20 protein-coding genes and 1 tRNA gene are annotated in these 20,650 nt (G+C 64.0%); 9 read left to right on the top strand and 12 right to left on the bottom strand.

From position 1 onward, the window contains the following. Positions 1-58 precede the first annotated feature (58 nt). The 6 genes from VB618_RS02085 to VB618_RS02110 all read left to right on the top strand — a co-directional run bounded on the left by VB618_RS02085 (position 59) and on the right by VB618_RS02110 (position 4,991). Complete coding sequence (locus VB618_RS02085) at positions 59-1,972, top strand: ABCB family ABC transporter ATP-binding protein/permease (RefSeq protein ID WP_329794833.1); 1,914 nt, start codon at positions 59-61, stop codon at positions 1,970-1,972. A 166-nt stretch (positions 1,973-2,138) separates the two neighbouring features. Then, positions 2,139-2,840, top strand: coding sequence for a phosphatidylserine decarboxylase (locus VB618_RS02090; protein WP_329794834.1), 702 nt, complete (start codon positions 2,139-2,141; stop codon positions 2,838-2,840). Between the two features lie 110 nt (positions 2,841-2,950). Then, positions 2,951-3,799 (top strand): CDP-diacylglycerol--serine O-phosphatidyltransferase, encoded by an 849-nt coding sequence (gene pssA / locus VB618_RS02095; protein ID WP_329794835.1) that lies wholly within the window; start codon positions 2,951-2,953, stop codon positions 3,797-3,799. A gap of 75 nt (positions 3,800-3,874) precedes the next feature. Further along, positions 3,875-4,525 (top strand): Maf-like protein, encoded by a 651-nt coding sequence (locus tag VB618_RS02100; RefSeq protein WP_329794836.1) that lies wholly within the window; start codon positions 3,875-3,877, stop codon positions 4,523-4,525. An 84-nt stretch (positions 4,526-4,609) separates the two neighbouring features. Further along, the gene (yacG, locus tag VB618_RS02105) at positions 4,610-4,813 is read left to right on the top strand and encodes a DNA gyrase inhibitor YacG (RefSeq protein ID WP_329794838.1); all 204 of its coding nucleotides are present in this window, start codon (positions 4,610-4,612) and stop codon (positions 4,811-4,813) included. 102 nt (positions 4,814-4,915) lie between these two features. Further along, positions 4,916-4,991, top strand: a tRNA-Phe gene (locus tag VB618_RS02110). A gap of 102 nt (positions 4,992-5,093) precedes the next feature. Here VB618_RS02110 and VB618_RS02115 read toward each other — a convergent pair. Continuing rightward, positions 5,094-5,249: a hypothetical protein gene (locus VB618_RS02115; RefSeq protein WP_329794839.1), complete on the bottom strand. Its 156-nt coding sequence runs from the start codon at positions 5,247-5,249 to the stop codon at positions 5,094-5,096. Between the two features lie 221 nt (positions 5,250-5,470). Here VB618_RS02115 and VB618_RS02120 point away from each other — a divergent pair, with 221 nt between their 5' ends. Beyond that, positions 5,471-5,890, top strand: coding sequence for a hypothetical protein (locus tag VB618_RS02120; RefSeq protein WP_329794841.1), 420 nt, complete (start codon positions 5,471-5,473; stop codon positions 5,888-5,890). A gap of 59 nt (positions 5,891-5,949) precedes the next feature. Here VB618_RS02120 and VB618_RS02125 read toward each other — a convergent pair whose 3' ends face one another. The 9 genes from VB618_RS02125 to hutI all read right to left on the bottom strand — a co-directional run bounded on the left by VB618_RS02125 (position 5,950) and on the right by hutI (position 15,777). Then, the gene (locus tag VB618_RS02125; RefSeq protein ID WP_329794842.1) at positions 5,950-7,047 is read right to left on the bottom strand and encodes a hypothetical protein; all 1,098 of its coding nucleotides are present in this window, start codon (positions 7,045-7,047) and stop codon (positions 5,950-5,952) included. Between the two features lie 101 nt (positions 7,048-7,148). Then, entirely contained in the window at positions 7,149-7,940 is a 792-nt protein-coding gene (locus VB618_RS02130; RefSeq protein ID WP_329794843.1) for an ABC transporter ATP-binding protein, read from the bottom strand. Further along, positions 7,937-8,713, bottom strand: coding sequence for an ABC transporter permease (locus tag VB618_RS02135; protein ID WP_329794844.1), 777 nt, complete (start codon positions 8,711-8,713; stop codon positions 7,937-7,939). Before VB618_RS02135 ends, VB618_RS02130 begins: the two co-directional genes overlap by 4 nt. A gap of 104 nt (positions 8,714-8,817) precedes the next feature. Next, entirely contained in the window at positions 8,818-9,759 is a 942-nt protein-coding gene (locus VB618_RS02140) for an ABC transporter substrate-binding protein (RefSeq protein WP_329794845.1), read from the bottom strand. A gap of 177 nt (positions 9,760-9,936) precedes the next feature. Then, entirely contained in the window at positions 9,937-10,518 is a 582-nt protein-coding gene (locus VB618_RS02145; RefSeq protein WP_329794846.1) for a HutD/Ves family protein, read from the bottom strand. Continuing rightward, positions 10,518-12,182, bottom strand: coding sequence for a urocanate hydratase (gene hutU / locus VB618_RS02150; protein WP_329794847.1), 1,665 nt, complete (start codon positions 12,180-12,182; stop codon positions 10,518-10,520). Before hutU ends, VB618_RS02145 begins: the two co-directional genes overlap by 1 nt. 15 nt (positions 12,183-12,197) lie before the next feature. After that, positions 12,198-13,031, bottom strand: coding sequence for an N-formylglutamate deformylase (hutG, locus tag VB618_RS02155; protein ID WP_329794848.1), 834 nt, complete (start codon positions 13,029-13,031; stop codon positions 12,198-12,200). Continuing rightward, entirely contained in the window at positions 13,031-14,563 is a 1,533-nt protein-coding gene (gene hutH, locus VB618_RS02160) for a histidine ammonia-lyase (RefSeq protein WP_329795110.1), read from the bottom strand. The genes hutG and hutH overlap by 1 nt, the downstream gene beginning before the upstream one ends. Positions 14,564-14,574: 11 nt before the next feature. Beyond that, positions 14,575-15,777 (bottom strand): imidazolonepropionase, encoded by a 1,203-nt coding sequence (hutI, locus tag VB618_RS02165; protein ID WP_329794849.1) that lies wholly within the window; start codon positions 15,775-15,777, stop codon positions 14,575-14,577. Between the two features lie 155 nt (positions 15,778-15,932). On the opposite strand from hutI, the gene VB618_RS02170 reads away from it, so the two are divergent. Both VB618_RS02170 and hutC read left to right on the top strand, forming a co-directional pair. Continuing rightward, a complete protein-coding gene (locus VB618_RS02170; protein WP_329794850.1) occupies positions 15,933-17,291 on the top strand; it encodes a formimidoylglutamate deiminase in 1,359 nt (452 codons plus the stop codon). Between the two features lie 17 nt (positions 17,292-17,308). Beyond that, positions 17,309-18,013, top strand: a complete 705-nt coding sequence (hutC, locus tag VB618_RS02175; protein WP_329794851.1) for a histidine utilization repressor — start codon at positions 17,309-17,311, stop codon at positions 18,011-18,013. A gap of 3 nt (positions 18,014-18,016) precedes the next feature. Here the strand turns inward: hutC and VB618_RS02180 are convergent, their stop codons facing one another. Continuing rightward, a complete protein-coding gene (locus tag VB618_RS02180; protein ID WP_329794852.1) occupies positions 18,017-19,177 on the bottom strand; it encodes a cystathionine gamma-synthase in 1,161 nt (386 codons plus the stop codon). Then, positions 19,174-20,550 carry a cystathionine beta-synthase gene (locus VB618_RS02185; RefSeq protein WP_329794853.1) on the bottom strand — a complete coding sequence of 459 codons (1,377 nt, stop codon included), beginning with the start codon at positions 20,548-20,550 and terminating at the stop codon, positions 19,174-19,176. The genes VB618_RS02180 and VB618_RS02185 overlap by 4 nt, the downstream gene beginning before the upstream one ends. Positions 20,551-20,650 lie beyond the last annotated feature (100 nt).

Genomic DNA, 20,650 nt, shown 5'->3' on the forward strand with positions numbered 1-20,650 from the left:
AATTCACCCTGCTGATCGCCTATATCGAGGTCCAAGATTTCGATTGGATCCTCAACCTATGCCTCCCTCCACCGCCGTCCCGACGACAGGCGCAGCCCGGCCCGAGCCGAGCGGCTTGGCCGCCACCTGGAAAAAGCTCTGGCCCTATATCTGGCCCCATGGCCGGCCGGATCTCCAGCGGCGGGTCTTCCTGGCTTTCGGCCTGCTACTGATTGCCAAGGGCGTCACGATGGTCACGCCGTTTGCCTTCAAATGGGCGACGGACGCGCTCGTGGCCGTGACGAGCAGCGGCAACCAGGCGACCGAGGCGGCGGCCACGGCCGGGTCCTGGATCTGGAAGGCGCCGATCCTGCTCACAGCGATCTACGGCCTGACCCGCATCCTGATGGCGGTTCTGACGCAGGTCCGCGACGGCATCTTCGCCAAGGTGGCCATGCATGCGGTGAGGCAGCTCGCCCTGCAGACCTTCGAGCACATGCACCGCCTGTCCTTGCGCTTCCACCTGGAGCGCAAGACCGGCGGCCTGACCCGCGTGCTCGAGCGCGGCCGCGAAGGCATCGAGGAATTGTCGCGCCTCGTGGTGCTCACGCTGCTGCCGACGATCCTCGAGTTCATCCTCGTGCTCGGCCTGCTCGCCTGGGAATTCAACTGGGTCTATTCGGCGGTCGTCTTCGTCATGGTGGTCGTCTATCTCGCCTATACCTACAAGGCGACCCAGTGGCGGATCACCATCCGCAAACAGATGAACGACTCGGATACGGACGCGAACACCAAGGCGGTGGACTCGCTCCTGAACTACGAGACGGTGAAGTATTTCGGTGCCGAGCAGCGGGAGACCGCTCGCTATGACCGCTCCATGGCGGGCTACGAGAAGGCCTCGACCCAGACCTACACGTCGCTGGCCGTGCTCAATGCCGGCCAGGCGGTGATCTTCTCCATCGGCATGGCCATCGTGATGGTGCTGGCCGCGCGGGACATCATGGAAGGACGCGCCTCCATCGGCAGCTTCGTGCTGGTCAACGCCATGCTGGTGCAGCTCTACATCCCGCTGAACTTTATGGGCATGCTCTATCGCGAGATCAAGCAGGCGATGATCGACATCGACGACATGTTCCAGATCATCGACCGCAACCCCGAGATTCAGGACAGGCCGGGCGCCAAGCCGCTCCAGGTCAACGAGGGCGTCGTGCGCTTCGAGGACGTGCATTTCGCCTATAATCCCGAGAGGCCGATCCTGAAGGGCGTGAGCTTCGAAGTGCCGGCCGGGCACACGGTGGCCATCGTCGGCCCATCTGGGGCCGGCAAGTCTACGATTTCGCGCCTGCTGTTCCGCTTCTATGAGCCCGCCAGCGGCCGTATTCTCATCGACGGGCAGAACATCGCCGAGGTGCAGCAGGCATCCCTGCGCAAGGTCATCGGCATGGTCCCGCAGGACACGGTGCTGTTCAACGACACCATCGGCTACAACATCCAGTACGGCCGATGGGACGCGACCCCGGAAGAGGTGACGGAGGCTGCAAACCTCGCCCAGATCGACCGCTTCATCGGCCTCCTGCCGGAGGGCTACGACACACCGGTCGGTGAGCGCGGCCTGAAGCTCTCAGGGGGAGAGAAGCAGCGCGTGGCGATTGCCCGGACTATCCTCAAGGCCCCGCCGATCCTGGTGCTGGACGAGGCGACTTCGGCGCTGGACACCTTCACCGAGAAGGAGATCCAGGATGCTCTCGACCGGGTCAGCCGCGGCCGCACCACCCTGGTGATTGCCCATCGGTTGTCCACAGTCATTGGCGCCGACGAGATCATCGTCCTCGATCATGGGCGGATCGTCGAACGCGGCAACCATGCGACTCTTCTGGCCCACGGCGGGGTCTATGCCGCCATGTGGAACCGCCAGCGCGAGGCCGATCAGGCCCGCGAAGCCCTCAAGCGGGTCGAGGAAGAGGAACGCAGCCCCGAGAGCGTGGCAGGTTGACAACAAGCGCTCCCGCCTGCCATCCCCACTATAGCATCGGACCCAAAAGTGGATTTGCACTTTTGGGACCCATCCGATGCTCATTGTTTAACTAGCGCATCGTTGAGCGCGGAAAACCGGATCCACTTTTCCGCACGATGCGCTGGCGCTCTGAGGCTGTGAAAAAATGACCGACGTCCTGGAATCGATGCGCCGCATCTTCGTGCCGATCCACAAGGAGGGCTATCCCTTCATCCTGATCGCGCTGTTTGCGACGATCGTCCTGGCCTGGCTGTGGTCGCCGCTCGGCTGGATCGGCACGATCCTGACCGTGTGGGTCTGCTACTTCTTCCGCGACCCGCCCCGGGTGACGCCGCTTCGCGAGGGCCTCGTGGTCTCCCCGGCGGACGGCCGGGTGAACCTCATCACCACCGCGGTGCCCCCGGCCGAGCTCGACCTGCCGCCCGAGCCCATGACACGCATCTCGGTGTTCATGAACGTGTTCGACTGCCACGTGAACCGCGCGCCGGTCACCGGGCGCATCACCCAGATCCTCTACACCCCGGGTCTCTTCCTCAATGCCGAGCTCGACAAGGCGAGCGAGGACAACGAGCGCAATGCCCTCGTCATCGAGACGGCGAACACCAAGATCGGCGTGGTCCAGATCGCCGGCCTCGTGGCGCGCCGCATCGTCTCCTTCGTGAAGGTGGGCAACCACCTGAGCACCGGCGAGCGCTTCGGCCTGATCCGCTTCGGCTCCCGCCTCGACATCTTCGTGCCGCTGGGTACCCAGGTTCTCGTTGGCCTGGGCCAGACGGCGGTCGCGGGCGAGACGGTGCTGGCGGATCTGACGGCCAACGAGCCCGCGCGGGAGTACCGGGTCGGGTAGGCAGTTTTCGGGAAAGTGGGCTCTATGAAGGATCGGAGTTGCTCCCGTGACAGGGGAAACACCTCCGATCTTGGTTGCCGGTTAAGCTGGCAACCCCTAGATGTCATGGCATGAGCGATCTTTTTCCTCCCTTCGCGCCTGATCCGAATGAGCCGCGCAAGCGGCTCTTCAAGCCGGTTCCGGTTCGGGTCATCATCCCGAACATCATCACCCTGATCGCCCTGTGCCTCGGGCTCACGGCGATCAGGCTGGCCTTCGAGGGCCGTTACGAGCCGGCGGTCGTCGCCATCGTGGTGGCAGCCCTGCTGGACGGGATCGACGGCCGGGTGGCCCGCATGCTCAAGGGCACGTCCCGGTTCGGGGCGGAACTCGACTCGCTGGCGGATTTCGTCAATTTCGGCGTGACACCGGCTCTCATCCTCTACAGCTTCCTGCTGAACGAGCTGAAGGCGATCGGCTGGATCGCCGTGCTGGTCTTTGCCATCGCGATGGTCCTGCGCCTCGCCCGCTTCAACGTGATGCTGGACGATCCCCACCGGCCCGAGTGGAAGAAAAACTTCTTCACTGGCATGCCGGCGCCCGCAGGCGCGCTGACCTCCATGCTGCCTCTCTACCTCTCGTTCCTGGGCGTCCCAATGGGGACCGCTGCCGCCCCCATCGCGCTGGTCTACCTGCTGGGGCTCGCCTTCCTGATGGTGTCCACCATCCCGGTCTATTCGGGCAAGACCATCGGGCTGAAGGTGCCGCGCCATTGGGTTCTGCCGATCTTCGTCCTGTCGGCGGCCGTCTTCGGGCTTCTGGCGAACTTCCCCTGGGAAATGCTCACCGCCATCACGGTGCTGTTCCTCGGCTCGATTCCCTTCAGCGTCATGCGCTACCGACAGCTCGACCGCGCTCATCCTGCGCAGGCAGTGCAGCCACAGCCGACGTCCTCCGAGCCGGAGCCGCCTGCCGCTTGATTCAAGTCCTGCCGGTGCCATGTTGTCACCGGACCTAATCTAGCCTTAGTGAAATCCCGGAGCGTGGAGAGAAAAGTGGCGTCGTCTTCCGAGGTGTCGAATCCCAGCACGCGTCCGAAGCTCGTTCTCGCGTCCGCCTCGCCCCGCAGGCTCGCTCTCCTGGAGCAGGCGGGCATCGAGCCCGACGCGCTTCTTCCGGCTGACGTGGACGAGACGCCCCTGAAGAACGAGAGCGCCAAGGAACTGGCCAAGCGCCTGGCTCGCTCGAAGGCTGAGGTTGCCCGAAAGGTGGCCCGCACCCGTGAGGACCTGAAGAATTCCTATATCCTTTCCGCCGATACGGTCGTGGTGGTCGGCAAGCGGGTTCTGCCAAAGGCCGAGGTGTCGGACGAGGCGGCAGGCTGCCTGCGCCTGCTCTCGGGCCGTCAGCATCGGGTCTACACGTCCATCTGCCTGATCACCCCCAAGGACACAATTCGCGAACGCCTCGTGGAGACGCGAGTGCGCTTCAAGCGCTTGTCGCGGGACGAGTTCGAACGCTATCTCGCCTCGGGGGAATGGCGCGGCAAGGCCGGCGGCTATGCCATCCAGGGGTTTGCCGGCACCTTTGTGGTCAAGCTCGTCGGCTCATACTCCAACGTGGTCGGTCTGCCCCTTTACGAGGCCGTCGCCCTGCTCGACGGGGAAGGATATCCCGTCCGCTTCTCCTGGCTCGATGCGGCTTGAGCCTGCTCCTGAGAGCACGGCCCGATCTTGCATCTGGCGACTACAGCAACCACGTTGCCGATCATAAAGGAAAGGAGGCGAGGGATGAACGCCGCAAACGAAAACGAGCCCTTGGCCTCGACCGGCAAATGCCCGATTTGCGGCAAGCCGTCAGAGCTGCAATACCGCCCGTTCTGCTCAAGGCGTTGCGCCGACGTGGACCTGAACCGCTGGCTGACCGGCAGCTATGCCATTCCAGTTGTCGAAAGCGAGCCTGACGATCCGGACGAAGACCGTCGGGAGACGTGACCCGGATCCTTTCGAATTTTTCTCCTCCGACCCGCTGGACAGAGGGTCCTAGTCTGACTATACACCCCTCCACGACGCGCACGGCCTTGCCGCGCATCGAATGCCCAGGTAGCTCAGTTGGTAGAGCATGCGACTGAAAATCGCAGTGTCGGCGGTTCAATTCCGTCCCTGGGCACCATTTATCTCCCTGATATTTTAAAGGTTTGAAGGTCGACGCCTCTGACGATGTCTGCTCATGGAGCAAGGCATGGTGTCGGGCCTGACGAAGAGGCTTGCGGGCTCAGGGACGCGGCTTAATGCGCGCCACCACGGTTGTCCGCTCCGGACCGAAAACCTTGATCGCCTCGCCGAAGATGGCGCCGATCATAAGCCCGCTGATGATGATCAGCGTCAACTGCCGCCAGTCGACCCTTCGTCCCGGTAGGAGCCTACTCACAGTCCAACCTCCATGAACGCATTTGAGCGACAGCCAAGCAGATCGCGTGTTTCCTTCGCTGTGTGAAGGGGCTCTCGTGCTCGTGCGCCAAGCTACCACACGGCTGAAACGAAAAGTTTGGTTTTTCATTTACCTCAAAGGAGGTACACCAATCCTGAGGCGCGCACCAAGGTGGGCAGGTTTCCTAGCCCTTATGGGCGATGCCGAAGCGGATGAAGCCGATGACGGATCTGAACTCATTGAAGGAAGTCATCGCTCAGACGTGGCGGGACGAGGAAATGGCCTCGGCAGCCTGCTACGGCATCGACGCCTATGCGAAACGCTGGCCCTTCGTTTATGCGGTCAATGACTGGGACGTGTGGGACGACCGGCAGACAGGCCTTAAGCCCGAGGTTGTCGCTTGGCTGAAACAGCACGGTTACCCGTGCGACTTTTACCACCTGCTTAGCGCCTGGGGCCTTGTTGGCTTTAAGAACCCGAAAGCGGCAAGCCATTTCAAGCTGCGCTGGTCTGGTGTGCTGAAGGCGGTGCCCTCTTCGGGCGAGGCTTGGAACCCGCATCCGCACAACAGCTCCTTTGCTCCGGCTCCTCACGAAGAGCCAGCCCTGCAGGCTCGCAACGCTCAACGCGCTTTGCGCTGACGCATCTCGGATCGGCTCTGCCTTGATGATCCCGAACCGGATCTGATTTCCGGTCCAGCCTACTTCCTCGCGCAGATTGCCCGGGCGATCATGCCCTTGGGGCTTTCGGTCGTGGAGAAGCAATACACCCCTGCCTCGTCCATATCGAAACGGTCGCCGCGATTGCAGGTGCCGTTGACCGGGTACTCATCCTCGCTACAGCGGGCCGTGCAACGCGCTTGAGAGGCGCATTCCTGCACGAAGACCCGCAGAACCGTTCCCGCCAGACCAGTCTTACCCTCTGGACCCGGTTTTCCCTCAGGACCGGGCGGACCAGCAGGACCCGTCAGACCGGCAGGACCGATCGGACCCATGGGGCCAGGAGGTCCGATGGGCCCGATCTCACCGGCAACACCTTGCAGCCCGGCAGGTCCTAGCGGGCCGATGGCGCCAACAGGTCCAAGCGGTCCCGCAGGGCCCAAAGGACCGGCCGGGCCCGGCTCTCCTCTCGGTCCCGGAACGCCTTGAGGTCCTTGAGGACCCTGATGTCCTGCCAACCCTTGCGGACCTTGGGGACCGGGAGGCCCCAGGGGTCCTTCGGGTCCAATTGGACCTGTGGGGCCCGGTTGTCCCTCGGCCAGCGTGCGTGCCTCCGGGCTGCCGGGAGGTCCAGGCGGTCCGGCTGGACCCTGAGGACCGTCACGCCTGGATTCTCCCTGGGGCCCGGCGAGACCGGCGGCACCCTGCGGGCCAGGAGGCCCCTCAGGTCCGGCGGGACCTTGCGGACCTGGGGCCCCGCCGCGTCCGGGCTCGCCTTGCGGTCCCATCGGGCCAGGCTGGGCGGGGGTAATGGCTGCTGCGTTGGCAGCGGCAGTTGAAGCGGCAGCACCTCGTTGTCCGCAGAAGCCGATCACCACCTGACGCTGCTCGTCCTCGGCCTGGATGTTCACGATGCAGGTGGTGGGATGATAGGCGAGACGGAAGGTGAAGCGCCCGTTGGCATCCGTTCTCGTCTGATGCTGCTCGTCGAGCGTGAGCGATGTCTGGCGCGGCTTGCTCAATCGGCCAACGACACGCAACTCCCCACCCATGATCATCGCCTGGTCGATCAGGATGTCGGCCATGGCAGGAGATATGCTTGTGATGAAGATGGATCCGGCCAACAGGCGCTTGAACATCGTGCCTTCCCTTCAGAGAGACGAAGCGTCTCCTGAAGGGGGCAACGGGTCAATTCATCCGGAAGGGATATCTCGGAAGCGCGTAGCACCCACATACAATATCAATGGACGCCTTCCGCCTGCATGGCCTCGACTCGGATTTCTTCCGTCAGCTGAGCCTTCAAATGTGAGAATTCCGGTGTCGTCTTCATCCTGTAGTGCCGCGGATGCGGCAGCTCGACGGGGATGTCGGCCTTGATGCGGCCGGGTCGGGCCGACATGACGATGACGCGGGACGCGAGAAAGATCGCTTCCTCGATGTCGTGGGTGACGAAGAGCACGGTCTTGCGCTCGCGTTCCCATATGCCGAGCAGCAATTCCTGCATCAACCCGCGGGTCTGGTTGTCTAGGGCGCCGAAAGGCTCGTCCAGCAGCAGGATCTCCGGATCGTTGGCAAGCGCGCGGGCAATGGCGGTGCGCTGCTGCATGCCGCCGGAGAGCTGCTTGGGGTAGTGGTTCTCGAAGCCGCGCAGCCCAACCTTTTCCGTGTAGGAGGCGACGATCTCCTGGCGCTGCGTTTTCGGCACATCCTTTTCGCGCAAGCCGTAGGCGATGTTCTCGGCAATCGTGAGCCACGGGAACAGGGTGTAGGACTGAAACACCATGCCGCGATCGGCACCGGGACCTTTGATCTCGCGCCCGTTGAGCAGCACGCGTCCGCCGCTCGGCCGGTCGAGGCCCGCCACGATGCGCAGGAGCGTCGACTTCCCGCAGCCGGACGGCCCGAGAATGGTGATGAAGTCGTTCTGCGCCACCTGCAGGTTCGTGGGCTCGAGCGCCCGCACGGGCGCGCTGCCGCGCACGCCGGGAAACACGCGCGAGACATTGTCGATCTGGAGGATCGTCTTGCTCATGCGAGCCTCCACGGGAAGAGCTTGCGGTTGACGGCCTTGAACAGGAAGTCCGAGATCAGGCCGATGATGCCGATGATGATGATGCCGAAGATCATCTGGCCCGTGGCGAGAAGCGCCTGGCTGTCGATGATCATGTGGCCGATGCCCGACGACGAGCCGATGAGTTCGGCGACGATCACATAGGTCCAGGCCCAGCCGAGCACGAGGCGCAGGATTTCGGCAATCTCTGGCGCATTGGCGGGAATGAGAACGCGCTTGACCACGCCTTGATCGCTGGAGCCCAGCGTATAGGCAGCCTCGACGAGGTCCCGCCGCGTGTTGCCCACGGCCACGGCCACCATGAGGATGATCTGGAAGACTGAGCCGATGAAGATGACGAGGAGCTTCTGCATCTCGCCGATGCCGGCCCAGAGGATGAGCAGCGGAATGAAGGCAGAAGCCGGCAGGTAGCGCGCGAAGGACACGAAAGGCTCGAGAAAGGCCTCGAAGGTTTTGTAGGCGCCCATCAGGATGCCGAGCGGCACGGCGATGGCCGCTGCGAGAATGAACCCGCCGACGACGCGCCATACGGTGATGCCGATATCGCCGAGGAAACCGAAGCGCGTGAGCAGCAGCCAGCCGTCCTGCAGCATGGTGATGGGATCGGCCAGGAAGGTACGCGACACGAAACCGCCCAGCGTCGCGAAGGCCCAGGCCGCTACGAAGAGGACAAAGAAGGAGATGCCGAGCGTAACGCGCGTGCCCTGGCTGACCGGTTCGAGAGGACGAGGCATGAAGGATCCGCTCTGCGGTCCGGACGCATTGTCCCGGACGACGCTCGTGAAGAATGGATCAGGCGGTGGCCCGTATGAAATCGGGCCGCCGCCTGAAGACTGCGTTACTGGATGAAGCTCGTGTCGGCCAGCGCTTCCATGTCCGGCTTCTGCTTGATGATGCCGGTCTCGAGCAGCAGGTCGGCGGCCTCGGCCGAGAAGGTCTTGAACTCGCCCGCGAAGAACTTCTTGTTGGCCTCGCGGTCCTGCCAGCGCAGGTACTGGGCCGACTTGCCGAAGGCTTCGCCGGTCTGCTTCACGTCTGCGCCCATGATCTCGTAGGCCTTGGCCTGCTCCTTGGCGATCATGTCGAGCGCCTCGAAATAGCTGTCGGCCAGAGCCTTCGCGGCCTTCGGATTGTCAGCGAGAAATTTTGGCGTGCAGCCGAAGGTGTCCATCACGGCCGGGTAGTCGAGTGTGGTGGCGATGATCTTGCCAGACTGAGGCGCGACGCGCACGGAGGAGAGATAGGGCTCGTAGGTCATGGCCGCATCGTTCTGGCCGGCGATGAAGGCCTGCGCGGCCGGGCCCGGCTCCATGTTGACCACGGTCACATCCTTCACGGAAAGCCCGTTCTTCTTCAGCATCCAGGACAGCACGAAGTAAGGCGACGTGCCGGGCGCGGAAGCCGCCACCTGCTTGCCCTTGATGTCCTTGATCGAAGCGATGTCGTTCTTCACTACCATGCCGTCGGCACCAAAACTCTTGTCGAGCTGGAAGATCTGCTTGGTGGGAACGCCGTTGGCATTCCATACGATCCAGGTCTCCACCGTTGTGGCGGCGCACTGGATGTCGCCGGACTGGATGGCGAGGTGGCGGCTCGCCTGCGGGACCTTCTTGATCGTCACGTCGAGGCCGTTCTTCTTGAAGATGCCGGCCTCCTTCGCGAGCGTCAGGGGTGCGAAGCCCGTCCAGCCTGAGATGCCGACAGTCACCTTCGTTTCCTGCGCTGAAGCCGGCCCGACCGCCAGCGCCAACGCGGCCAAACCACTCAATACCGCCTTCATTGCAGCCTCCGTTCTATCCAAGTTCCCTGGCTCGTTCTGCCGACCGCACCCTCTGGAAGGCTTTTTGCCGGACGTTCTGATGAGCGCGCGAATGGCACCATGACGGAGCGTCAATGTCAAATGTATAGACATTTGAACCTGCCGCTGTTTTGGGCACTATCAGCCGAACGTGCACTCTTATGCCGATGTCTCGGGCGCGACCTCGACAAGAATCGCCCGGCCAAACCCGGAGAGCAGGATGAGATCCTGCGTTGCGTCCAGCATCAACGTGTCGAGCGCCTGGAGCGAATGGATCGTTGAGCCGAGCGTCACGTCGAACGTACCGTCGAGCGGTACGAGAAAGGCCGCGCAGGTCTCCTCCGCCAGCAGCGCCACGCCCGATTCTACGAACCGCGTCCGGTGCCGGAACTGCCCTCGCCGGGTCATGACGTTCAGATCGCGGATTGGGCCTGAGAGGAGCCGCCCGGTGGTGATGTCGTCGCCGGAAAAGGAGAGCTTGGGAGAGGTCCGGTCGAGTGGGTAGGCGATGCCCTCCACGTCGAGTTCGATGCCTTCGCCCTCGACTACGATCAACGTGCGGTCGATGCCTGGGAAGAGCGAGAACGGTCCGTCGGAGGCCACATCCGCCATGCTGATGCGCCATCCGAAGGTGTCGAAGCCGGAGCCTTCCGGAAAGGCGGCAACCTCCGCGGTGGTACCGTGGCCGTTCTTCCACGGAACGCGGACGAGATCTTCGTTGCGGATGACGTGTGCCGTCATCAGCCCAGGCTCGGCAGGTTGAGGTCGAACTCGCGAGCGCAATCGACCGCGATGTCGTAGCCCGCATCCGCGTGGCGCATCACGCCGGTCGCCGGATCGTTCCAGAGCACGCGCTCGACGCGCTTGGCCGCTTCCGGCGTGCCATCGCACACGATCACCATGCCGGAGTGCTGCGAGAAGCCCATGCCGACGCCGCCACCATGATGCAGCGATACCCAGGTGGCGCCAGAGGCGCAGTTGAGTAGCGCATTGAGGAGCGGCCAGTCGGAGACTGCGTCGGAACCGTCCTTCATGGCTTCCGTCTCGCGGTTCGGGCTTGCCACCGAGCCGGAATCGAGATGGTCGCGGCCAATCACGATGGGCGCTTTCAACTCGCCCTTGGCCACCATCTCGTTGAAGGCGAGGCCGAGGCGATGACGGTCGCCCAAGCCCACCCAGCAGATGCGCGCAGGCAGTCCCTGGAACTTGATGCGTTCCTTCGCCATGTCGAGCCAGTTGTGCAGGTGCTTGTTGTCCGGCAGCAGCTCCTTCACCTTGGCGTCCGTCTTGTAGATGTCCTCAGGATCGCCCGAGAGCGCGCACCAGCGGAACGGCCCGATGCCGCGGCAGAAGAGCGGGCGGATATAGGCCGGCACGAAGCCCGGGAAGTCGAAGGCGTTGTCGACACCTTCTTCCTTCGCCATCTGGCGGATGTTGTTGCCGTAATCGAGGGTTGGCACGCCGGCCTTGTGAAAATCGAGCATGGCGCGCACGTGCTCTGCCATGGATTGCTTAGCGGCATGCTCCACAGCCTTGGGATCGCTCTCGCGCCTTGACTCCCACTCGCTCAGCGTCCAGCCCTTCGGCAGGTAGCCGTTGATGGGGTCGTGCGCGGATGTCTGGTCCGTCACCGCATCGGGGCGGATGCCGCGTCGGTAGATCTCCGGGAAAATCTCGGCCGCGTTGCCAAGAAGGCCGACGGAGACCGGCTTCTTGTCGCGGCAGGATTGCTCGATGATGGCAAGCGCTTCGTCGAGCGTGTCGGCGCGCTGGTCGACATAGCCCGTGCGCAGCCGCATCTCGATGCGGCTTGGCTGGCATTCCACTGCAAGGCAGGAGGCGCCAGCCATGGTGGCGGCGAGCGGCTGTGCGCCACCCATGCCGCCGAGGCCGCCGGTGAGGATCCAGCGGCCGGAGAGATCGCCGTTGTAGTGCTGACGGCCGACCTCTACGAAAGTCTCGTAGGTGCCCTGCACGATGCCCTGGGTGCCGATATAGATCCAGGAGCCGGCCGTCATCTGGCCGTACATCATGAGCCCCTTGCGGTCGAGTTCATGGAACTTGTCCCAGGTGGCCCAGTGCGGCACGAGGTTGGAATTGGCGATCAAGACGCGCGGCGCATCGGCATGGGTGCGAAAGACGCCGACCGGCTTGCCCGACTGCACGAGCAGCGTCTCGTCCGCTTCCAGATCTCTCAACGCCGCCACGATGCGGTCGAAGCTGTCCCAGTCGCGTGCCGCGCGACCGATGCCGCCATAGACGACGAGCTCACCGGGCTTTTCAGCGACCATCGGATCGAGGTTGTTCATCAGCATGCGTAGCGGCGCTTCCGTCAGCCAGCTCTTGGCCGACAGGTCGGTTCCGTGAGGAGCGCGGATCACGCGGGCATTGTCGATACGGGTCATGGAATGATCCTCGGGTCAGGCTTTGGATTGGGCGAAAGTGAGACAGGTCTGGAGGATGAGCGTGAGCGCCGCACGTATGGGCGCCGCATAGGCCTCGTCGTAAGGTGTCGGCCACTGGCCATCGGTGACGGGACCGAGCGGTTCCCGCATGTAGCCGCGACAGGCGAGCTCCATCTGGACGGCATGGATGCCGGCCTCGGGACGCCCAAGGCTGCGCGTGATGTAGCCGCCCTTGAAGCGTCCGTTGACCACATGGCTGAAGCCGCTGCTGACGCAGATCTTTTCGATGGCATCACTTAAGGGTTGAGCGCAGGTTGTGCCGCTATTCGTGCCGATATTGAAGTGGGGCAGGGTGCCGTCGAACAGGCGCGGAATGACCGAGCGGATCGAGTGGCAGTCATAGACCACCACATTGGCGTGCCGGGCTCGCAGCCGTTCGATCTCGGCGCGGAGCGTCGTGTGATAGGGATCGAAGAAGCGGACGCGGCGCTCGGTGATCCCCGCCGTCGTGAGCTCCGCGCCCAGTTCGTAGAGCGGTTCGCCGTCGAAGGTGGTGGTTGGGCACAGCTCAGTTGTTGCCTGTCCCGGATAGAGCGAAACGCCGGAGGGATCGCGGTTCACGTCGATCACCGTGCGGGAGACGGCCGTGCGGATGACCGTGACGTCGAGTCCGGCGGCGAAATCGTATAGCCGTTCGATCCACCAATCCGCATCCTTGCGCGCCAGCCAGGGTGAGACGAGGCTGCGCTCGTACTCGACCGGAATGTCCGTGCCGGTATGCGGCAGGCTCACTACAAGCGGCGCGTCGCCGCGGATGACGGTGAGCCAGTCCGGATGCTCCGTGCTCATCACTCCGCCTCATCCGTCACAAGCGGCAGCAAATCACCGCCGACTGCATCAACGAGGGCACCGGAGGCGACAAGAGCCGTGGCCACTTCCATTTCAGGCGCCATGTGTCGGTCGTCGTCGAGGTGAGGAATCTGCGCACGGAGCAAGGTGCGGGCGCGCTCCAGGCGCTCGCTCGATTGCATCGGTGCATGGAAATCGCAGCCCTGCACTGCGGCGAGAAGCTCAATGCCGATGACGTTCGCGGTGTTCACCGCCATCGGCAAAAGCCTGCGGGCGCCGTGAGTGGCCATGGACACATGATCTTCCTGGTTGGCGGAAGTCGGGATCGAGTCGACGCTCGCCGGATAGGCGCGCTGCTTGTTCTCGGACACGAGGGCCGCGGCTGTCACCTGCGGGATCATAAAGCCGGAATTGAGACCCGGCTTCGGCGTGAGGAAAGCCGGCAGCCCTGAGAGCGTCGGGTCGACCAGCATGGCGAGGCGCCGCTCGGCCAGCGAACCGATCTCGCAGAGCGCCATCGCGATCATGTCGGCTGCAAAGGCCACGGGTTCAGCATGGAAGTTGCCGCCTGATATGACCTCACCCGTGTCGGAGAAAACGAGTGGGTTGTCGGAGACACCGTTCGCCTCGGTGCCGAGCGTTTCTGCCGCCTGACGCAGCAGGTCGAGCACGGCGCCCATCACCTGCGGCTGACAGCGCAGGCAGTACGGGTCCTGCACGCGGTCGTCGTTGGTGAGGTGCGAGGCACGGATGGCGCTGCCCTGCATCAGGGCACGCAGGGACGCCGCGACCTCGATCTGCCCGTGGTGCCGCCGCAGCTTTTGGATGCGCTCGTCGAACGGTCCATCGGAGCCCTTAGCGGCATCGGTCGCGAGCGCTCCCGTCACGAGAGCGGCGCGGAACACGCACTCGGCTTCGAACAGCCCTGCGAGTGCGAGAGCTGTCGACACCTGCGTGCCGTTGAGAAGCGCCAAGCCTTCCTTGGGGCCGAGAACCAACGGCGAGAGGCCTGCGCGGGCAAGAGCCGCCTCTGCCTTCACCCGCACACCATCCACGAAGAACTCGCCGACGCCCATGAGGGCCGCCGTCATATGGGCCAGCGGGGCAAGATCGCCCGAGGCGCCCACCGAGCCTTGGCCCGGAATGACGGGAACGAGCCCGGCTTTCAGGCAGGCCGTCAATTGTTCGATGGTGGACCAGCGGACGCCCGATGCGCCTTGCGCGAGACTCGCCAGCTTGAGAGCCATCACAAGCCGCACGACGGAGACCGGCAGAGGCTCGCCGACGCCGGCCGCATGGGAGAGCACGATGTTGCGCTGGAGCGTCGCGAGATCGGCAGCGCCGATGCGTACGCTGGCAAGCTTTCCGAAGCCGGTATTGATGCCGTAGACCGGATCGCCCTTTGTGACGATGGCATCAACAGTTTTTGCACTGGCCTCGACAGCCCGGCGGCAATCCTGATCCAGCGCAATGTCGGCGCCGAAATAGACGCGGCGCCAATCGGCGAGCGCAACAGACCCGGGATGAAGCATGATGGTTTGTGTCACTGTCCCCTCCAGACACGGGCGTGAAGCGGGTTGAAGCCGATGCGGTAGACGAGCTCCGCCGGCCGTTCGATGTTCCATATGGCCAGATCGCAGCTCTTGCCGGGCTCCAGCGTGCCGATCTCGTCGAGTTGACCGAGCGCACGCGCGGCTTCGCGCGTAACGCCTGCGATGCATTCCTCGACGGTCAGGCGAAACAGCGTCGCGCCCATGTTCATGGTGAGCAGCAGCGAGGTCAGCGGCGAGGTGCCGGGGTTGCAGTCGGTGGCGAGCGCCATGCGGGTGCCGGCGTTGCGGAAAGCGGAAGCGGGCGGAACCTTCGTTTCGCGCAGCATGTAGAAGGCGCCGGGCAACAGAACGGCCACTGTGCCGGCCTTTGCCATGGCAGCAGCGCCGTCCTCGTCCGTGTATTCGAGATGATCAGCGGAGAGAGCACCATAATCGGCCGCGAGCTTCGCGCCGTGCAGGTTGGAAAGCTGGTCGGCATGGAGCTTGATCTTGAGGCCCAGCTCCTTCGCAGCGTCGAATACGCGCGCGGTCTGGTCGGGAGAAAACGCGATGCCCTCGCAGAAGGCATCGACCGCATCGGCCAGCCCCTCACGAGCCAGAGCCGGCAGCATCTCGCGGCAGACCTTGTCGATGAAGGCATCCTTGTCGCCGTTCGCCTCGGGCGGCAGGGCATGGGCGCCGAGGAAGGTGGTGGTGACGGAGACGGGGCGTTCGTGACCAAGGCGCCGTGCGGCGCGCAAGCACCGCGCCTCCGTCTCCAGATCGAGCCCGTAGCCCGACTTGATCTCGATAGAGGTGCAGCCCTCGGCAATCAGATGATCGAGGCGGGGCAGGGCGCTCGCCACAAGGTTGTCTTCGCTTGCCGCGCGAGTCGCCTTCACGGTGGACACGATGCCGCCGCCCGCGCGGGCGATCTCCTCGTAGCTCGCACCCTTCAGGCGCAGCTCGAACTCGTGCGCGCGGTCGCCGCCATAGACCAGATGGGTGTGGCAGTCGACGAGGCCCGGGGTGATCCAGCGGCCTTCGCAGTCGATCCGCTCGGCTGCATCCCAGCCGGCAGGGAGGTCCTGCGCCGGGCCGGCAAAGGCGATGCGACCATCCTTGGCGGCAACGGCTCCATTCTCGACAATCCCGAGGCCCTCGCCGGCAAGCGTGGCGAGGCGAGCATTGAGCCAGATCCGGTCGAAGCGCATGTTCCTGCTCCGGTGCATTCGCGATAATGTCTATACATAATCGCGAACAATCGATATTGTCTAGACGTATTCGATCGGCTCTGATGGTCGGGCGGCGGCATGGCTTTTTGGCGGCTGCCGGTGCCCGAGACCGTTTTGCAGCAAAGGTGACAGCGATGCGAAGGCTCATTCTCGACCATGCCCTTCTTCCCGGCGGCTGGGCCAGGAATGTCGGTCTCGACATCGAGGGCGGGGCGATTGCCGCTGTGCACCCGGACGCCTCGGCCGAGGGGCGCGAGCGCGTCGCCGGAATTGCGCTTCCGGGCTTGCCCAACCTGCACAGCCACACCTTCCAGCGCGGCATGGCGGGGCTTGCGGAAACCCGTGGCCCGGAAGGCGATAGCTTCTGGACCTGGCGGCAGGTGATGTACCGCTTCCTCGGATCGCTTACGCCGGACGATGTGGAAGCCATCGCGGCTTTTGCCATGATGGAAATGCTGGAGGGCGGCTTCACGACGCTCGCCGAGTTTCACTACCTGCATCACGATGCGGAGGGCCGCCCCTATGGCGACATCGCGGAACTCTCCGGCCGCATCGCAGCCGCGGCGCAGGAGACGGGCATGGGCCTGACGCTTCTGCCGGTCTTCTACGCTCAAGGCGGCTTCGGTGGTGCTGCACCGGCAGAAGGGCAGCGGCGGTTCATCAACGATGTGGAAAGCTATGCCCGGCTGCTCGAAGGCGCTCGCAAAGCCATTGCCGGGCTCGACGATGCGGTTGTGGGCATCGCGCCGCACAGCCTTCGTGCGGTGACGCCTGAGAGCCTGAGCGAGGTGGTCGCGATGGCAGGCAAGGGGCCGATCCACATCCACATCGCCGAGCAGGTGAAGGAGGTGGAGGATTGCCTTGCATGGTCGGGGCAGCGCCCGGTGGCGTGGCTGCTCGACCATGTACCTGTGGATCAACGCTGGTGCCTGATTCACGCCACGCATCTCGACCTACAGGAGGTGAAGGGCATTGCTGCGAGCGGCGCCGTGGTGGGCCTGTGTCCGATCACCGAGGCTAATCTCGGGGACGGCATTTTTGAAGGCGTCAACTACCTTGCCGCAGGAGGTTGCTTCGGCGTCGGGTCCGATTCCAACATCGAGATTTCGGTTCCGGGCGAACTGAAGCAGTTCGAGTACAGTCAGCGTCTCAAGCATCGCGCCCGCAACGTTCTGGCCGAGAGCGAAGGTCAGTCCACGGGGCGCAGCCTCTACGAGAAAGCACTGGCGGGCGGGGCAAAGGCGCTCGGGCGGCGCATCGGTGCCATCGCCGAGGGGCATCGCGCCGACTTTGTGGTGCTCGATGCCGACCATCCCGATCTCGCCTGCGTCTCGGATGATCGCTGGATCGATTCTTACGTGTTCGTCGCCGGCAAGGCCGCTATCGATACGGTCTTCGTTGCGGGCAAGCCCATGGTCAAGAGCGGCCGGCATGTGAGCCGTGACGCGATCCGTGCCCGCTATGCCAAGGCCATGGCCCGCGTCCTGGCATGAGAGTAGGCCCCACCGGCATGAAACACCTGCACCAACGCATCCGCGACGACATCGAGGCCAGGATCATGTCCGGCGAGTGGGCGCCTGGACACCGCATTCCATTCGAGCATGAGCTGATGGCGGAGTACGGCTGCTCGCGCATGACCGTGAACAAGGTTCTCTCGACGCTCGCCGCCAATGGTCTCATCACGCGAAGACGCCGTGCAGGCACTGTCGTGGCCGAGCCGAGCAACCAGCAGGCCGTGCTGCAGATCCAGGATTTCGCCCTTGAGGCGGCACGTGCCGGCACCGAGTATCGCTTCAAGGTCCTGCACCGCTCCATCGAGCCCATCGATGCCGCTGCGGCGCAGCGCACCGGGCTGCCGGCGGGTACGCAAATGCTTTGCCTGTCGACTCTCCATGTGATGGATGACGTGCCGCTCGCTTTTGAGCAGCGCCTGATCAATCTGGCCACTGTGCCGGAGGCCGACAAGGAAGCGTTCAAGGACGATCCGCCGGGCACCTGGTTGCTGCGCCGCGTGCCATGGACGGATGCAGAGCACATCGTTCGCGCCATCAACGCGGACAGTGCAATGGCCAAGCGGCTTAAGATCCAATCCGGAACAGCCTGTCTCATACTGGAGCGGCGGACCTGGCAGGCGGGAGCCTTCGTGACCGAAGCACGCATCACCTATCCGGGCGACCGGCATCAGCTCGTCGGGCGCTTCTCGCCCACAGCCTGAGTGTTACGACAGCGCGGAACGCAGATCCTGGATCAGGTCGTCCGCATCCTCGATGCCGACCGACAGTCGCACGAGGCCGTCGTCGATGCCGAGTTCCGCTCGCACTTCCGGCGGCACGGAGGCATGGGTCATGATCGCCGGGTGTTCGATCAGGCTTTCTACGCCGCCGAGGCTCTCCGCCAGCGTGAAGAGCTGGCAACGCTCCAGGAAGCGCGTCGCGCCGTCGAGCCCGCCTTTGATCCGGGCCGTGATGATGCCGCCGAAGCCGCGCATCTGGCGCTTGGCGAGCTCATGCTGCGGATGAGAGGCGAGACCCGGATAGATCACGCTGTCGATGCCTGAGTGAGATGCCAGAAACTGGGCGATCTTGAGAGCCGAGGTGCAGTGCCGCTCCATGCGCAGCGACAGGGTCTTCAGGCCGCGCAGGGCCAGGAAGCTGTCGAAGGGACCGGATACGGAACCGACGGCGTTCTGCAGAAAAGCGATCTTCTCGCGGATCTCCTGGTTCTGGCCTACGATCACCACGCCGCCCACCATGTCGGAATGACCGTTGAGGTATTTCGTGGTGGAATGCACCACGATGTCGAAGCCGAACTCGAGCGGACGCTGCACGTAAGGACTGGCAAAAGTGTTGTCCGCGACGAGCCACGTGCCATGCCCGCGCGCTGCGGCCGCAATGGCTTCGAGGTCGGCGAGCTTGAGGAGCGGGTTCGTCGGCGTCTCGACCCAGACCAGCTTGGTGTTGGGGCGAAGCGCCGCCTTCACCGCTTCAGCATCGCCGAGATCGACATACGTGATATCGAGCCCGGCCGACTTCCGGCGCACGCGCTCGAACAGACGGCGCGTACCGCCATAGAGGTCGTCCGAGGCGACGATATGTGAGCCGTGTTCCAGCATGTCGAGCACCGTCGCGCTCGCGGCAAGACCGGAGGAGAACGCGAAGGCCGCCGAGCCGCCCTCCAGATCCGCGATGCATCGTTCGAAGGCCATGCGGGTCGGGTTCTGCGAGCGGGCATACTCGAAGCCCTTATGAACGCCCGGGCTCTCCTGCGCGAAGGTCGAGGTGGCGTAGATCGGCATCATCACCGCACCCGTGGTGGGATCCGGCGACTGGCCCGCATGAATGCAGCGGGTGGCGAAATCGAGCTGGTTGCGGGCGGTCATGATGCCTGGATCCGAAAGAAATTGATGAGGTCGATGCGGGTGGCGAGGCCCACGAAGGCGTCGCCCTCCATGATCACCGGCACGAGGCCGCCGGCGAAGAGAGGCAGAAGCTCCTTGACCGGAGCATCGGCGGAAATCGTCTGAAGGCGCGTGACCATTACGTCGCGCACCGGCTTGTCGAAAACGCTCTGGGGAGCGCCCTCGTTGGCGACGAGTGCATCGAGAATGTCACTCTCGTCGATGAGCCCGACCACTCGGCCGTCCTCGATCACCGGCAGCTGCGAGACGTCGGAAGAGCGCATGCGGGCGAAAGCGGAGCGCAGGGTCTCGCTGGGCGAGACGAAGATGGTCGCGCCTTCACCAAACGGGTTGATCACCACGTCGCGTGCGGTGCCGGTCACCTTTCGGTCGAGCCAGCCTTCCTGGGCGATGAAGGCATCGTTGAACACCTTCGACAGGTATTTGGCGCCCGTGTCGCAGACCAGGGTGACGACGCGCTTCGGCTCCGTCTGCTCGCGGCAATAGCGGAGCGCCGCGGCGAGCAGCGTGCCGGAGGAGGATCCGGCCAGGATGCCTTCCTTGCGCAGCAACTCGCGGGCGGCCGAGAAGCTCTCCTTGTCGGAGATGGAATAAGCCTTTTTCACCAGGGAGAGGTCGCAGTTCGGCGGCACGAAATCCTCGCCGATGCCCTCGACGGCCCATGAGCCAGCTTCGGTCATCTGTCCGGTCTGGACCAGCGGCGCGAGGATCGAGCCTGCCGGATCGGCCAACACCATGGCGGTCTTGGGCGAGGCCTGCTTCAGGAACCGCCCGACGCCGGTGAGGGTGCCGCCGGAGCCGACACCGACCACGACGGCATCCACATCGCCGTCCATGCCTTCAAGGATCTCGGGGCCGGTGCTCGCCTCGTGGGAGGCCGGATTGGCCGGGTTCTCGAACTGGTTGATGTAGACGGCTCCAGGCGTCTTAACGGCGATCGCCTGGGCGAGGTCTTGATAATAATCCGGGTGGCCCTTGCCGACGTCAGAGCGGGTGATGACCACTTCGGCCCCAAGGGCCTTGGCATGCAGGACCTTCTCCCGGGACATCTTGTCCGGCACCACAAGGAGGGTGCGGTAGCCCTTGCTGGCACCGACCAGCGCCAAGCCGACGCCGGTGTTGCCGGCCGTGGCCTCGATGATGGTGCCCCCGGGCTTCAGGCGGCCATCGGCTTCGGCCGCTTCGATCATGGCGCGCGCCGGCCGATCCTTGATGGAGCCGCTGGGGTTGGCGCTCTCCAGTTTCAGGAAGAGCTTGCAGGGACCCGTGTCGAGGCTCGTCACCTCAACGAGAGGGGTCCGGCCGATGAGATCCAGTGCTCCATGGGCAACCATATTAAGCGTCTTTCAGATGTAAAATATACTATTTGTTATTTTTCGATGTGAAACTCTCCAATCCTTATAGATGTCACCGTAAATTGTCACCTGCCTTCCG

Source organism: Microvirga sp. CF3062, from assembly GCF_036314045.1.
Classification (GTDB): domain Bacteria; phylum Pseudomonadota; class Alphaproteobacteria; order Rhizobiales; family Beijerinckiaceae; genus Microvirga.

Coding starts and splice junctions, on each gene's coding strand:
- VB618_RS02120 (WP_329794841.1), top strand. CDS start 5,471: ATGACGGATCTGAACTCATTGAAGGAAGTCATCGCTCAGACGTGGCGG.
- yacG (WP_329794838.1), top strand. CDS start 4,610: ATGAACGCCGCAAACGAAAACGAGCCCTTGGCCTCGACCGGCAAATGC.
- hutH (WP_329795110.1), bottom strand. CDS start 14,563: ATGCTTCATCCCGGGTCTGTTGCGCTCGCCGATTGGCGCCGCGTCTAT.
- VB618_RS02135 (WP_329794844.1), bottom strand. CDS start 8,713: ATGCCTCGTCCTCTCGAACCGGTCAGCCAGGGCACGCGCGTTACGCTC.
- hutI (WP_329794849.1), bottom strand. CDS start 15,777: ATGCGCTTCGACCGGATCTGGCTCAATGCTCGCCTCGCCACGCTTGCC.
- hutU (WP_329794847.1), bottom strand. CDS start 12,182: ATGACCCGTATCGACAATGCCCGCGTGATCCGCGCTCCTCACGGAACC.
- hutG (WP_329794848.1), bottom strand. CDS start 13,031: ATGAGCACGGAGCATCCGGACTGGCTCACCGTCATCCGCGGCGACGCG.
- pssA (WP_329794835.1), top strand. CDS start 2,951: ATGAGCGATCTTTTTCCTCCCTTCGCGCCTGATCCGAATGAGCCGCGC.
- VB618_RS02140 (WP_329794845.1), bottom strand. CDS start 9,759: ATGAAGGCGGTATTGAGTGGTTTGGCCGCGTTGGCGCTGGCGGTCGGG.
- VB618_RS02125 (WP_329794842.1), bottom strand. CDS start 7,047: ATGTTCAAGCGCCTGTTGGCCGGATCCATCTTCATCACAAGCATATCT.
- VB618_RS02085 (WP_329794833.1), top strand. CDS start 59: ATGCCTCCCTCCACCGCCGTCCCGACGACAGGCGCAGCCCGGCCCGAG.
- VB618_RS02180 (WP_329794852.1), bottom strand. CDS start 19,177: ATGACCGCCCGCAACCAGCTCGATTTCGCCACCCGCTGCATTCATGCG.
- VB618_RS02090 (WP_329794834.1), top strand. CDS start 2,139: ATGACCGACGTCCTGGAATCGATGCGCCGCATCTTCGTGCCGATCCAC.
- hutC (WP_329794851.1), top strand. CDS start 17,309: ATGAAACACCTGCACCAACGCATCCGCGACGACATCGAGGCCAGGATC.
- VB618_RS02170 (WP_329794850.1), top strand. CDS start 15,933: ATGCGAAGGCTCATTCTCGACCATGCCCTTCTTCCCGGCGGCTGGGCC.
- VB618_RS02185 (WP_329794853.1), bottom strand. CDS start 20,550: ATGGTTGCCCATGGAGCACTGGATCTCATCGGCCGGACCCCTCTCGTT.
- VB618_RS02130 (WP_329794843.1), bottom strand. CDS start 7,940: ATGAGCAAGACGATCCTCCAGATCGACAATGTCTCGCGCGTGTTTCCC.
- VB618_RS02145 (WP_329794846.1), bottom strand. CDS start 10,518: ATGACGGCACACGTCATCCGCAACGAAGATCTCGTCCGCGTTCCGTGG.